This is a genomic window from Pantoea sp. Fr+CA_20, assembly GCF_024520835.1.
GTDB classification, from domain to species: Bacteria; Pseudomonadota; Gammaproteobacteria; order Enterobacterales; family Enterobacteriaceae; genus Pantoea; species Pantoea allii.
This window is the reverse complement of record NZ_JALNPN010000019.1, coordinates 66,043-77,950: the sequence shown is the minus strand read 5'-3', so window position 1 is coordinate 77,950 and position 11,908 is coordinate 66,043. Positions and strand designations below refer to the sequence as shown.

Annotated in this window: 11 protein-coding genes, 1 pseudogene and 1 riboswitch; of the genes and pseudogenes, 7 read left to right on the top strand and 5 right to left on the bottom strand. The window is 55.3% G+C overall.

The window, feature by feature from the left end:
- Window positions 1-44: 44 nt before the first annotated feature.
- Both mqo and NR177_RS19080 read right to left on the bottom strand, forming a co-directional pair.
- Window positions 45-1,658, bottom strand: coding sequence for a malate dehydrogenase (quinone) (gene mqo / locus NR177_RS19085; protein WP_256853416.1), 1,614 nt, complete (start codon window positions 1,656-1,658; stop codon window positions 45-47).
- Window positions 1,659-2,283: 625 nt separating this feature from the next.
- Window positions 2,284-2,526 (bottom strand): DUF1158 domain-containing protein, encoded by a 243-nt coding sequence (locus NR177_RS19080; protein ID WP_256853415.1) that lies wholly within the window; start codon window positions 2,524-2,526, stop codon window positions 2,284-2,286.
- Between the two features lie 305 nt (window positions 2,527-2,831).
- Between NR177_RS19080 and mntP the strand changes: the two genes are divergently transcribed.
- The 5 genes and pseudogenes from mntP (at window position 2,832) to NR177_RS19060 (ending at window position 6,592) form a co-directional block, all read left to right on the top strand.
- A complete protein-coding gene (gene mntP, locus NR177_RS19075; RefSeq protein WP_063881056.1) occupies window positions 2,832-3,404 on the top strand; it encodes a manganese efflux pump MntP in 573 nt (190 codons plus the stop codon).
- 109 nt (window positions 3,405-3,513) lie between these two features.
- Window positions 3,514-3,591, top strand: coding sequence for a stress response protein AzuC (gene azuC, locus NR177_RS24055; protein WP_112900613.1), 78 nt, complete (start codon window positions 3,514-3,516; stop codon window positions 3,589-3,591).
- Between the two features lie 275 nt (window positions 3,592-3,866).
- Window positions 3,867-4,214: pseudogene (locus tag NR177_RS19070) on the top strand (fumarylacetoacetate hydrolase family protein); the annotation flags it as partial.
- A gap of 73 nt (window positions 4,215-4,287) precedes the next feature.
- Window positions 4,288-5,208, top strand: coding sequence for an alpha/beta fold hydrolase (locus tag NR177_RS19065; protein ID WP_241568215.1), 921 nt, complete (start codon window positions 4,288-4,290; stop codon window positions 5,206-5,208).
- A complete protein-coding gene (locus tag NR177_RS19060) occupies window positions 5,201-6,592 on the top strand; it encodes a hypothetical protein (RefSeq protein ID WP_172897015.1) in 1,392 nt (463 codons plus the stop codon). The genes NR177_RS19065 and NR177_RS19060 overlap by 8 nt, the downstream gene beginning before the upstream one ends.
- 1 nt (window position 6,593) lies before the next feature.
- Here the strand turns inward: NR177_RS19060 and NR177_RS19055 are convergent, their stop codons facing one another.
- The gene (locus NR177_RS19055; protein WP_109717859.1) at window positions 6,594-7,943 is read right to left on the bottom strand and encodes an MFS transporter; all 1,350 of its coding nucleotides are present in this window, start codon (window positions 7,941-7,943) and stop codon (window positions 6,594-6,596) included.
- Window positions 7,944-8,111: 168 nt separating this feature from the next.
- Window positions 8,112-9,014, bottom strand: coding sequence for a GntR family transcriptional regulator (locus NR177_RS19050; protein ID WP_063877627.1), 903 nt, complete (start codon window positions 9,012-9,014; stop codon window positions 8,112-8,114).
- Window positions 9,015-9,151: 137 nt separating this feature from the next.
- Between NR177_RS19050 and NR177_RS19045 the strand changes: the two genes are divergently transcribed.
- Window positions 9,152-10,180 (top strand): zinc-binding alcohol dehydrogenase family protein, encoded by a 1,029-nt coding sequence (locus NR177_RS19045; RefSeq protein ID WP_218995839.1) that lies wholly within the window; start codon window positions 9,152-9,154, stop codon window positions 10,178-10,180.
- Window positions 10,181-10,195: 15 nt separating this feature from the next.
- Here NR177_RS19045 and NR177_RS19040 read toward each other — a convergent pair whose 3' ends face one another.
- A complete protein-coding gene (locus NR177_RS19040; protein ID WP_256853414.1) occupies window positions 10,196-11,113 on the bottom strand; it encodes a nucleoside hydrolase in 918 nt (305 codons plus the stop codon).
- Between the two features lie 237 nt (window positions 11,114-11,350).
- Window positions 11,351-11,427, top strand: a riboswitch (Fluoride riboswitch).
- 92 nt (window positions 11,428-11,519) lie between these two features.
- Here NR177_RS19040 and crcB point away from each other — a divergent pair.
- Complete coding sequence (gene crcB / locus NR177_RS19035) at window positions 11,520-11,897, top strand: fluoride efflux transporter CrcB (RefSeq protein ID WP_063877625.1); 378 nt, start codon at window positions 11,520-11,522, stop codon at window positions 11,895-11,897.
- Window positions 11,898-11,908: the final 11 nt, after the last annotated feature.

Here is an 11,908-nt window from a genome sequence, read left to right as displayed (position 1 = left end):
ACAAAAAGGCCTCGCAGTGCGAGGCCTTCTGTATCAAGGGCGGCTTATTTGCCGATAACAAAGGCGGTTTCACGGCCCTCATCGTTTGCGGCCACTGGCGTAACCGGCGTGTACTCGAGCTGCAGGATGCGGCTGGTTTTTGCCAGCACTTTTTCGGTCAGGGCCACATCACCATTCAGCCTGCGTCCCCAGGACGGCACCACGGCACGAATTTTATTTTGCCACTCCGGCGAAGCCATCTGCTCTGGATACACCTTATGCAGCAGCTCCAGCATAATAGGTGCCGCAGTGGAGGCACCCGGCGAAGCACCCAGCAACGCAGAGACTGAGCCGTCTTCGGACGACACCACTTCCGTACCTAAACGCAGCACCGCGCCTTCTTTCTCATCTTTCTTGATGATCTGTACGCGCTGTCCGGCCGTCACCAGGCGCCAGTCTTCCTGTTTCGCCTGCGGCACATAAGCACGTAGCGCATCCATACGATCACGGTCACTTTGCAGTACCTGATCCATCAGATATTTCACCAGGTCAAAGCTTTTCAGCCCGACTTTAATCATCGGCATCACGTTGGTGCTGTTGAGCGAGGCAAACATATCCAGCAGCGAGCCCTGCTTCAGGAATTTGGTTGAGAAGGTCGCAAAAGGACCAAACAGCAGAACCTGCTTGCCGTTCAGCACGCGCGTGTCGACGTGGGGCACAGACATCGGTGGTGCGCCCACGCTCGCTTTGCCGTACACCTTCGCCATGTGCTGTTTCACGACCTCGGGATTCTCGGTGACCAGGAAGGAACCGCCGACCGGGAAGCCCGCGTAACCGTTAGCTTCCGGAATACCGGCCTTCTGCAGCAGCGGCAGCGCCGCCCCGCCTGCGCCAATAAAAATCTTACCGGCCGTCAACGTGCGGCGTGTCCCGTCCGTCAGGCAGACAAGTGTCACCTGCCAACGACCATCGTTAAGACGAGTGATTTCGCGGACTTCCTGATTCATGCGCAAACGGAAGTTGGCTTTTTTCTCCAGTGAGCTAATCAGCTGGCGCGTCACTTCACCAAAATCCACGTCGGTGCCCATGTCTGTCCAGGTCGCCGCTACTTTTTGACTGTCGGCCCGGCCTTTCATCACCAGTGGAATCCACTGTGCGATTTGCTGCGGATCTTCAGAGTAAGCCATACCACGGAATAGCGTGCTTTTCTGCAAGGCATTAAAGCGCTTACGCAGAAACGCCACGTTGTCATCGCCCCAGACAAAGCTCATATGTGGCGTGCTGTGAATAAAGCTTTTTGGTGTGTGCAGATTGCCTTTCTGAACGTGGTAAGCCCAGAACTGACGGGAGATTTGGAATGACTCATTGATCGCCACCGCTTTCGCGATATCGATACTGCCATCGGCTTTCTGCGGCGTATAGTTCAACTCGGCCAGCGCCGCATGGCCTGTACCTGCATTGTTCCAGCCATTTGAGGACTCTTCGGCGACATGCCCCAACCGCTCCACCATTTCAATGGACCAGTCTGGTTCAAGATCCTGAAGCCAGGTTCCTAACGTAGCACTCATGACGCCTGCGCCAATAAGCAGTACATCAACGTCTTTACGCTCCTGCGCCCTGGTGGTGTCCTTTCCGCTAACACTCATTGTGAGCGCAAGATTTACAGCTGATTTGCACATGAGGCGACATCTCCTCTTCTGTTGACCTGAAGCTCAACAGTGTTGCAGGCGAAATAGTCACGCTTCTGATGAGCGCGTTGCGCTACTTCCGGGTTAAGACTCAGGTATGGGTTAAAGCGACGATAACGAGTTAACTGAACGTTATGCTTTGTTGCTCAAATATAACATTCTCGCATCCGATTTAAACATTTGTTTATTTTTTAAATGCAGAAATGATTCAGCATAAGAAATAATCATAATGGCAAGTCCGCCATAAGTGATTTTTCCTTGTAGATTAGCAGGTTAAATAAAATGAGATGTTGCGGGATTGCTTTGTAATGGTGCAGGCTGAAAATGTCACATGGCGGAAGGAATAATTTAAATTAATGAAAAATAGACTTTATTTAATTTTATTCCTGTGGATGAATTTGTACTCGCAGGGAGAATGGGCCTGTCTGTGTAAAACAAATGTTACATTTTTGTGACCTAAGGACGCGGCCTTGACGCCGCGATACCCTTACGCCCCGAGGTGAACGACATGCGGTTTTCGTCCCACTTTCAGATTTTCTTCAGAAGAGAAAACAGCGCAGGGCCTTAAACCCCAGAACGCAGGTTCAGCTGGCCGATGTGCCGGGATGCGTCAGCTTCACACGCGGAACCAGCGCCGCCAGACAAAGCGGATCACAAAGAACTCAAGCGCGCCCAGTAACAAGAACCACAGACAGAATACCAGGGTGTACAGCTGGCTGAGATCCTGCAAATGGAACATCTGCTGTAAATGCTGCGCTACCGTCAGGCTAAAAGCCGGTGCGGGTAGCAGCAGGGCAGACAGAAAGCCCAGCAGCAAAGTGCCGCCGGGAAGGATTAAGGATTCGAAAGGGTTATTCATGAGCAGTGTTCCCTGTTTATCAGCCCGATATTTTCCGGTATTCCGTGCCAGGGTTCAATCACGGGATGTCTGTGCCTGTCATGGTTATGTCGAAACGGCGCAGAAAAGGCTTAAATGACATTAACTTAGCTGCATTCATAGCGGATGTTATGAGTTATAGCCTTGGCTATACTTAAATCCCTGATTTTATTGTCTTTTTATAACGATAATCGCGTGGTAGACTGCGCGCACTTTTTAAATTACCGAGCAATTTGTGTGATGGATTTAGCATGAAGTCGTGCTTTTTCATCCCAAGTGAACAAATCATGACCTTTATTGCCACCCTTATTCTTGCTCTTGGAATGTCAATGGACGCATTTGCCGCCGCGCTGGGCAAAGGTGCGGCCTTGCATCGCCCTGGCCTGAAAGAAGCCGTGCGGACCGGTCTGATTTTCGGTTGTATTGAAGCTCTGACGCCCCTTATCGGCTGGGCGCTGGGTCTGGCTGCCAGCCAGTATGTTGCCGCATGGGATCACTGGATCGCCTTTTTCCTCCTGGCCTTCCTGGGCGCGCGTATGATGATGGAAGGCTTCCGCAAAACCGCCGCCGAGCCGTGCGAAGCGCCGCAAAGTCATGGCTTTATGGTACTGGCCACCACCGCAGTCGCGACCAGCCTTGATGCTCTGGCGGTAGGGGTCGGACTGGCGTTTCTGCAGGTCAATATCGTCACCACGGCGCTGACTATCGGGGCCGCCACCACCGTAATGGCGACCACGGGCGTGCTGATTGGTCGTTTCATCGGGCCGGTTTTAGGCAAATGGGCTGAAGTCCTGGGCGGGCTGGTCCTGATCGCTATCGGTTCAACCATTCTTATTGAGCATTTGGCCCTGTTTCAGTAACGGGTGTAAACGTGAATTTTGTGATCTGGTTCAAAATTTATTGCTGATTAAAACAGCAGGCGCTATACTTTTCCTGTAGTTATTCAACAAAATTTTAACCGGATGATGTATGAAACGTTTTTTTAAGTACGTGTTCCACGCTTATGTTGAAACCTTTAAACACGTACCACCCGGCGCGCTCAACTAAGCGCCCACCGAATACCCTCGATAGTCGCGGTCAGGGACAGACCGGTGATTATCACCCCCGTTTTCGCTTCCCCGCTTTGATTGCATAGCGCCGTAACGGCGACTTTTTCAGCTTTCGTTATCCACACACTTCCTGCTGACATAACGTGATACATCTGGACATCCACTGTGCCAATCGATGTACGATTTTTATCGCGTTTTTTGCTACGCTGCGCACCGATTTCTTTTAAAACATAGGGTTATCACCCGTAGCCATGACGAGGCAGCAATGCAGCTATGCAGTTTACCTGGTTTACCGCCGGCAAGAACTGGCCGCAGACCGGGGGCTTCGGGCCCTGGATGACCACCGCCGACGACATTCCTGAACCACAGCAGTTAACCATTAAAACGGTGCTGAATGGTCGGGAAGTGCAAAACGATACCACCGCCAGCATGGTGCATCCGGTCGCCAAAATTATTGAATACATTTCCGCCTTTAGTCCGCTGTCGCCAGGGGATGTCATTATTACCGGTTCACCGGGCGGCGTGGGCAAAAAACGTACGCCGCCGCTGTTCATGTTTAGTGGTGATGTGATTGAAGTGGAGATCGAAAAAATCGGTCGCCTGCGTAACACCATTGCCTGACAGCATGCATTAACCGCCTGTCTCTGCGATTCCCGTCCTACACTCAATGGATACCCAGGAACAGGAGCAGCTGATGAGGCGTACCATCCAGTGTAAAAAGCGGCAGGGCATGGCGCTAGCCGCCGGGATTGGTTTAGGTGTCGCGGCGGTCGTATGGGGCACGAAACGCTGGCAGCAAATGAAGCAAACGCCACCCGTTTCGCCACGCAGCCATCACGCGGGATTAGCGGGTTACTATCAACAGATAGGCGACTGGCGCATGTTTACCCGCGTGACGCCTGAGGAACCCCACGGCTTGCCTGTTGTACTAATCCACGGCCTGGTGATGTCGGGGCGCTCAATGGAGCCGCTCGCACTGGCGCTGGGACGGGATTATCACGTCCTGGTTCCCGACCTGCCGGGCTTCGGCGGCAGCGCATTGCCCGCATCGGCCCCTGTTCTGTCGGTTAATGAACTGGCCGATATCCTGTGGCAGTGGTTGCAGCACAACGGTTTTCAGCGAGCAATCTGGGTGGGCAGCGCTTTTGGCTGTCAGGTACTGGCGGCGCTGGCGGATAAATACCCTGAAGCGGTGGCGGGACTGGTGCTACAGGGACCCACTGCCGATCGCCATGCGCGCAGCCTGGTACGTCAGATGTGGCGAGGCTGGCGTAACAGCCGGATGGAAGCGCATCGCTCGCCGGGCGCGCTGGCCCGGATCGACTGGGCCAAAGCCGGCCTGCCGCGCGCCGTTGGCACGATGCGAGCCATGCTGAACGATCCCATCGAACACCATCTTACCTATGTCACTGCACCAACCTTACTGCTGAGAGGCTCACGCGATCCGGTCTGCCCGGCGCGCTGGCTGGATGAGCTGGCGGGGCTGTTACCGCACAGCGAAAAAATCACCTTACGCGGCGGGACGCACAGGCTGCACTACGTTTATCCGTGGAGTTTCTGCCACGCCATCCGGCCTTTTTTAGCGCGTATTCAGCAGGAGAGCCAGCATGAGTAAACCGCCCAAGGGCATCGCCCGGTTTGATTCAGCCGCCACAATGTTGCTGACCTTAGCGAATGCACTTCACGATCGGCCTTTTGCCAGCCCGAGCCAGTCACCGATGTTAGACCGCTTATTGCCTTCGTTTGATCGCTTACCGACCCGGTTGCGTGAGTGGGGCTATGCGGTCAGCGGTCTGGCCGAGGGCATCAGTCATAAACAGGCCAGCGAGCTGGATATAGAAGGTATCGCCGAATGGATGGTCAGCACCTATCCTCAACGCGACTATCCGGCTGCATTTGTGGGTGCCACCAATGGTGCCCTGGTGCACCTGGCCGCGGCGATGGGAACGCCGTGGCTGCCGCAAACCTTTCTGTGCCCGGTACGCATGCAGCAGAACGACCCGGATGATGCCCAGTCAGGATTCGAGGAAGGTAAGGCCGTGGCGGCGGCACTGCTGGCGACCTGGCCGAAGCTGGCGGTACATCACATGCAAGATCCGAGTCAGGATCGCCTCCTGCTGGAGAAAATGCACGACTTCCGCCTTAAGTTGCGCGACATGCCGCTGGCCTTCAATGAGTTTCTGCTGGGCGGATTACCGGCGGGAGCAACGCTGTTCATTAATCACTGCACGCGACAGTGGCCGGTAACGCGCACCAGTGATCGCTCTTTCTTCCAGTTTGGCGCACCCGGCGGTGCAACCGAAAACGAGTATTTGCGCGGCGGGCCGAGAGTCGCCGAATACCTGGCGCGGGCAGGCGTGGATCGCGCGCGCTGGGAGCCACCTGCCATCACCGATCATGTCCCTGAGGCGGAGTGGGGGCTGGACGGCTACCTGATTCCTCCGCTGAAAAAACTGGCAGAAGCCCAGCGCTGGACGCTGATGGAGATTCGTTACGATGACCCGGAGGCGCTGAGTTTTGTGGTCGCCGAAATTTACCGTGACTGGTATCTGGCGGCGGGCATACTGCCAGCCCGGCTGACGGTAGACAGCTTTTTACTGATGGACCCCTGGTGCAGCATGCAGCAGCACGCGATTCCCTTCTGGCTGATGTTTCCGTCCGTGCCGTCGGCGGATGCACTGCAACGCTTTCTTGAGAAGCAGCCGCCTTTTAACCATATCGACATGATGCTCTATTCCCATGGCACTGACAGCATCGGCCTGGCGGACATCGATCGCTGGAAACAGCTGTTAGCCTTTGCCAGGGAAGAGGGGGCATTCGTCGGGGTAGATGAAACGCGCTTCCCTCACGATTTTTCCACCTTTTCACGGTTCGATTCGGCGCTCCGGGAACGCGCACCGCTGCTGCCTGTCCCGCCGCCACTCAGTGTCGATAACGTGATTGCGGGGATTCAGCGTTACGGTGCGCGCCACGGCGTCACCCTCCAGGCGCTGACCTGAATCAGGTGCCGTCGGTAATGGGGTTGCGCACCAGCAGCAGGTACGCCAGCGCGCCGACCAGGGTGACGCAGGCACAAATCATCAGCGCCAGGCTGAATGATTTAGTGGTATCCAGCACCCAACCGGTGATGACTGGCGCAAAAGAGGCAAAGATAAAGCTGGCAAAGTTTTGAATGCTGCCCACGGACGCCGTCATGCGGGCGGTGACGTTGGCATGGATCAAGCCCCAGCAGGAGGTGCCGGCAAAGTGGATACAAAACAGCGCCATACCGATCAGCGTCACAGCGCTGGTGGTGTCGGTGGCGCGCGTCACGATGGCGGTAAAACCTGCCGACAGGATCATGCCGCTCACAATGCAGGCTTTACGGGTTTTTACCGCATCCCAACCGCGTCTGACCAGCGCATCAACCACATAGCCGTTTAGCAACATGCCCGCAGCACCAAACAGGAAAGGAATCGCCGCCAGTAAACCGGTGCTTTTCAAATCAAGATGATAGGTCGATTGCAGATAGCCCGGCAGCCAGGCAATGTACAGCCAGGCGGTATAGTTAATACCGCTGAAGCCAATCATCATGCCCCACATGGTGCGTTGTTTAAACAATCCGCGCCATTCGCGAAAACTGATCGGCTCTTTACGCGATGCCACGCTGCCTGCCTGCAGGTAGTGGATCTCTTCAGCGCTTAGCTGTTTGTTATCGCGATCGCGGTAAACCAGGTACCAGCCGAGGGCAAGAAACACACCCAGAATACCGATGGTGACAAACATGCCGCGCCAGCCCAGAACCAGCATCATGGCAGCCAGTATGGGCGGCGCGATGGACAAGCCAATCATGGAGGCGGCGTTAAACATCCCCATCGGCATACCGCGATCTTTAATGTTAAACCAGTCGTTGATGACCTTTACCCCACAAGGATTCATGGGGGCTTCACCAATGCCCAACCCAATTCGCACCAGGACAAACTGGGTAAAGTTATGCACCAGACCGGACGCGGCCTGGAACAGCGACCAGATAAACATTCCCAGGGCCAGCATAATGCGCGGCCCTTTACGATCCAGCAGGGCACCTGCGGGCAACTGTGCCAGCCCATAAGCCAGCGAGAACGCCGACAGCAGCACGCCGATCTCGGTGGCGCTGAGTCCCATTTCACCCCGAATGGTCATGTTGGCCACAGACAGTGAGCTGCGATCCAGGTAGTTAATGATGGCAGCAAACAGCAGTAGCAGCATGGCGGTAATCTGGACTTTACGAATGCGCGGCGAGCGCACGATATCACTGCGCAACGGCACAAACGCCTCGCCGGGCGAGGTGTCGGGCGGATTCGCGTGATCAACAACCGATCTGTGTTCCATGGCAATCTCCCTGGACAGGCGATTTATCATTATGATGAGTAGCAATGTCGCCCAACGGCACAGGGCCGTCGGTGCGTTGCGCTGAGAGTAATGGGAATAAAAGCGAGATGTTGTAAAGTTGTTTCAAAATCGTGCGGGAGCTAATGCTTTGTGGTTTTTAATCGGGTTTTAATTGTACTGATTAATGCTCCGCACCATTGAACGCTTGGCGGTCGCCAGATGGTTATGCAACGCGCACAGCGCATCCACATCCCGGCGGCCAATCAAAGCAGACAGAATCGCCATATGCTCTTCCAGCGCGACGATATTTCGCTGCTTAAGATCGCTTTCATCCCACTGATAATGCGAATGGAAAATCACCGAAATAATCTCCAGCGACTGATTAAAGAAGGGGTTATTGGCGGCCGACAGAATCAGCCAGTGCAGCTCTTTATCCAGTGCAGCAAAATGGCGATAGTTGCTGGCGATGGTTTCGCGCATCGATCGGTGCCGATCCAGCAGATCTCGCGCCTGAATCCAGCGCTCATCCTCCCTGGGCAAATTCAGGAAGCGGGTAAGCGCATGGGTTTCCAGCATTTCACGCAGTTCAAATAACTTTTCAGCGTACTCTTGCGAAAACTTTTTCATCTGCCAGTGACCACGTTTTACCGGCTCCAGCAGGTTATAGCGCATAAAATGCAGCAGGAATTCGCGAACCGCCACCGGGCTGACGTTGGCCTGCCTGGCCAGCTGTAATTCACTGAAGGTATCGCCGGGCTGCAGCAGTCGCTGATTGATCATATCAAAAAAGCGTTTTTCCACCTGGCTGGCCTGCTGCTCAATGGCGGGGGCAACGGCGCTGAGGCCGTCTTCTGCTTCAGGCTCGCGTACGATAACCCAGCTCTCATTCACTGTTTCCAGAACGCCACGTTCATGCAGATAGCGCAAAGCATGGCGCACCGTGGTACGGCTGATGTTGAACATCTCAGCCAGCGCGGCCTGGGGCGGAAGTGGCGACTGGATGTGGCCCTGGGCAATGCTCTCCAGCATATGGTTAATCACGTTATGGCGTAAATTCTGGCTACGGCTCATGAGCGGCTCCGGTTTTTTAAGCATTAAAAACCATTGAAGTCCCAAAAAAACCGTCACGCTTCACAGATTGAGCAAAGGAAAACCGTTATTGCGGCAAGATTCGCCATAACTGCGCTAACGCTAACGGGAGAATTACCATGACAACAATGAAAGCACTAGTCATCACCGAACCACGCAACATGGTCTGGACCACGCGCGACGTCCCCCGTCCTGCGCCTGCGGAGGCGCTGATTAAACTCGTCAGTGCCGGCATCTGCGGCACCGATATCCACGCCTGGGCAGGAAACCAACCTTTTTTTAGCTATCCACGCGTACTCGGGCATGAACTCTGTGCAGACATTGTTGAAACGGGCAGCGCCGTGCAGGGTTTTGCCGTCGGTCAGCGGGTGGCGCTGATTCCTTACCTCTCCTGCTATGAGTGCGATGCCTGCCAAAGCGGTAAAACCAACTGCTGTGAGAACATTTCGGTGATTGGCGTGCATCAGGATGGCGGCTTTTGCGACTATCTCAGCGTGCCCGCCGCAAACCTGCTGGCGGTGGATGAGTTGGCACCCGAGGCGGCAGCATTGATCGAACCCTTTGCGATCAGCGCCCATGCGGTAAGGCGTGCGGCGGTGGCACAGGGCGATCAGGTGCTGGTGGTGGGCGCCGGTCCTATTGGCCTGGGTGCAGCGGCTATCGCCGCAGCCAATGGCGCGCAGGTGATCGTGGCCGACACCAGTGATTACCGTCGTCAGCACGTCAGTCAGCAGCTCGGCCTCCTTGCGCTGAATCCGGCGGAAGCTGATTTTATTGCTGCACTGCGTGCCGGGTTTAACGGGCAACTGGCGTTAACCGTGATCGATGCCACAGGTAATCCGGCAGCGATGAACGCGGCGGTTAGCCTGATTCGTCACGGCGGCACGGTGGTTTATGTGGGCCTGCATAAAGGCGATTTGGTCATCCCCGACAGCGAATTCCACAAAAAAGAGAGCACGCTAATGGGCAGCCGGAATGCCACGCGCGAAGATTTTGACCGGGTGCGTGAACTCATGGCCGCAGGGAAACTGCGTGCAGAAATGATGCTCAACCAGCGTTTCGCCTTCTCGACGCTGGCAGAGCAGTTTGAGGAAGCGGTCATTAACAATCGTGAGTTGATTAAAGGCGTTATCGATTTTGATCGCTAACGGTGGCCGCCAGGTTTATCGACTGAGTACCTGAAAAAAGTGTTGTCGCACCGCCTCCGCGTCGACGCCTAATGCGATGCGCTGCCGGGGAAGATCGCGGAAGGGATTATGCCGGGAAGCCAGCGTACTCTGTTGACGCACCGTCTGACCGCGGGCAATGCCTTCCGTAATAACCCGAAGCGGGCTTTCCACCAGCGTGAACGCCTCTGGCAGGCAGAGCCAGGAGAGGGTCAGCGTGTCGTGCAGCGCCATGCCAGAAAATCCTTCTTTCTCAAGACTGTAGGCCAGATAAGGGCGACAGATGGCACGCAGCACCGGCTGATTAAGCCGATCCACCTCTTCACTGTGGATCAATACTTTATGGGTCACATCAAGCGGGATCAGCACGATCGGTAAGGCGGAGGAAAAAACCTGATCGGCGGCGTGCGGATCTTTCCAGATATTAAATTCGCTAAAGGGCGTCACATTTCCGCAGTGCCCGTCCGTGCCAAATGCGCCGCCCATCACGACTAACTCTTTTACCAACGGAATGATATCGGGTGCCTGATTGATTGCGCTGGCGATATTGGTCAGCGGACCAATGGCGACAAGGGTGACCGCACCTGGGTTGGCCCGCACGCTGTCGATAATAAACTGCACCGCACCGGGTGCCTTGTCGCTGAAGGGATTATCAAAGGCATCGCCCAGGCCATCTTCGCCGTGCAGTCGGGCGGGCGCACTGGGTGCCTGGGCCAGTGGACGGGAACAGCCACGGTAAACCGGCACATCAATCGCCATTTTCTGGCAAAACAGCCTGGCGTTTCTCACGGCCTGTCCGACGGCAACGTTGCCAAACACGGTGGTTATGCCCAGCAAATGTTGGGTGCGGGCGGCATAAGCCAGGGCAAAGGCATCGTCTACACCGATATCAGTATCAAAAATGACAGTTCGCACAGGCCGCTCCATAAGAGAGTTTTACCCCTTCGCCGCTGGCGAAAGGCATTCAACGGCTCTACAACGCCGCTGCCGGATAAACATTTAAGCGCAAAACGGCAACCGGGGAAACCTGAATCATGCCCGCCTGGACCTTCTGCTTTGCGGCGGCACAAGGTGCTGCGCTGACGTCAGTTCACGTAACGATTCTCTCCGCTCAACCACGGTTGCCAGCCAGAAAAAGGCATCGTATGATGGCCCGCATAAGGTGATGGCGTTCCACCTTTCCCAACCGCCTGCAGGCGTAACCTGCGGCTGATGACGCCTGACATTATCCTTAATCCTTTCGCGGGAGTCGGTGTGTCAGGTGTATGCTTTTTTCTTGCCCTCCACCGTCTTCTGCGCCAATCCTGAAATGGAGTCTGTGATGTTAAAACCGCTATTCGCTGTGATTCTGGGCGGCAGTATTGGCTGTGTGTTGCGCTGGTGGTTCGCCATGCGGTTTAACGCGTTATTTCCCAATCTGCCGCCGGGCACGCTGTTAGTGAACCTGATTGGCGGATTTGTGATTGGCGGTGCCATGGCCTGGTTCGTCAGGCATCCCCAGCTCGACCCGGCCTGGAAATTATTAATTACCACCGGCTTATGTGGCGGACTCACCACGTTCTCGACGTTTTCGGCGGAGTTAATGACATTGTTGCAGTCTGGCAAATACCTGTGGGCAATGAGCAGTGCACTGGTCCATGTCATTGGCTCATTGCTGATGTGCTTTGCCGGTTTCGCGCTCGTTAACCTGTTGGGCTAACGCAGCGGCGA

What these genes read in the sequence shown, in the direction of transcription:
- azuC (WP_112900613.1), top strand. Translation starts at nt 3,514, where the DNA reads ATGAAACGTTTTTTTAAGTACGTGTTCCACGCTTATGTTGAAACCTTT.
- mqo (WP_256853416.1), bottom strand. Translation starts at nt 1,658, where the DNA reads ATGTGCAAATCAGCTGTAAATCTTGCGCTCACAATGAGTGTTAGCGGA.
- NR177_RS19060 (WP_172897015.1), top strand. Translation starts at nt 5,201, where the DNA reads ATGAGTAAACCGCCCAAGGGCATCGCCCGGTTTGATTCAGCCGCCACA.
- NR177_RS19050 (WP_063877627.1), bottom strand. Translation starts at nt 9,014, where the DNA reads ATGAGCCGTAGCCAGAATTTACGCCATAACGTGATTAACCATATGCTG.
- mntP (WP_063881056.1), top strand. Translation starts at nt 2,832, where the DNA reads ATGACCTTTATTGCCACCCTTATTCTTGCTCTTGGAATGTCAATGGAC.
- NR177_RS19065 (WP_241568215.1), top strand. Translation starts at nt 4,288, where the DNA reads ATGAGGCGTACCATCCAGTGTAAAAAGCGGCAGGGCATGGCGCTAGCC.
- NR177_RS19045 (WP_218995839.1), top strand. Translation starts at nt 9,152, where the DNA reads ATGACAACAATGAAAGCACTAGTCATCACCGAACCACGCAACATGGTC.
- NR177_RS19055 (WP_109717859.1), bottom strand. Translation starts at nt 7,943, where the DNA reads ATGGAACACAGATCGGTTGTTGATCACGCGAATCCGCCCGACACCTCG.
- NR177_RS19080 (WP_256853415.1), bottom strand. Translation starts at nt 2,526, where the DNA reads ATGAATAACCCTTTCGAATCCTTAATCCTTCCCGGCGGCACTTTGCTG.
- crcB (WP_063877625.1), top strand. Translation starts at nt 11,520, where the DNA reads ATGTTAAAACCGCTATTCGCTGTGATTCTGGGCGGCAGTATTGGCTGT.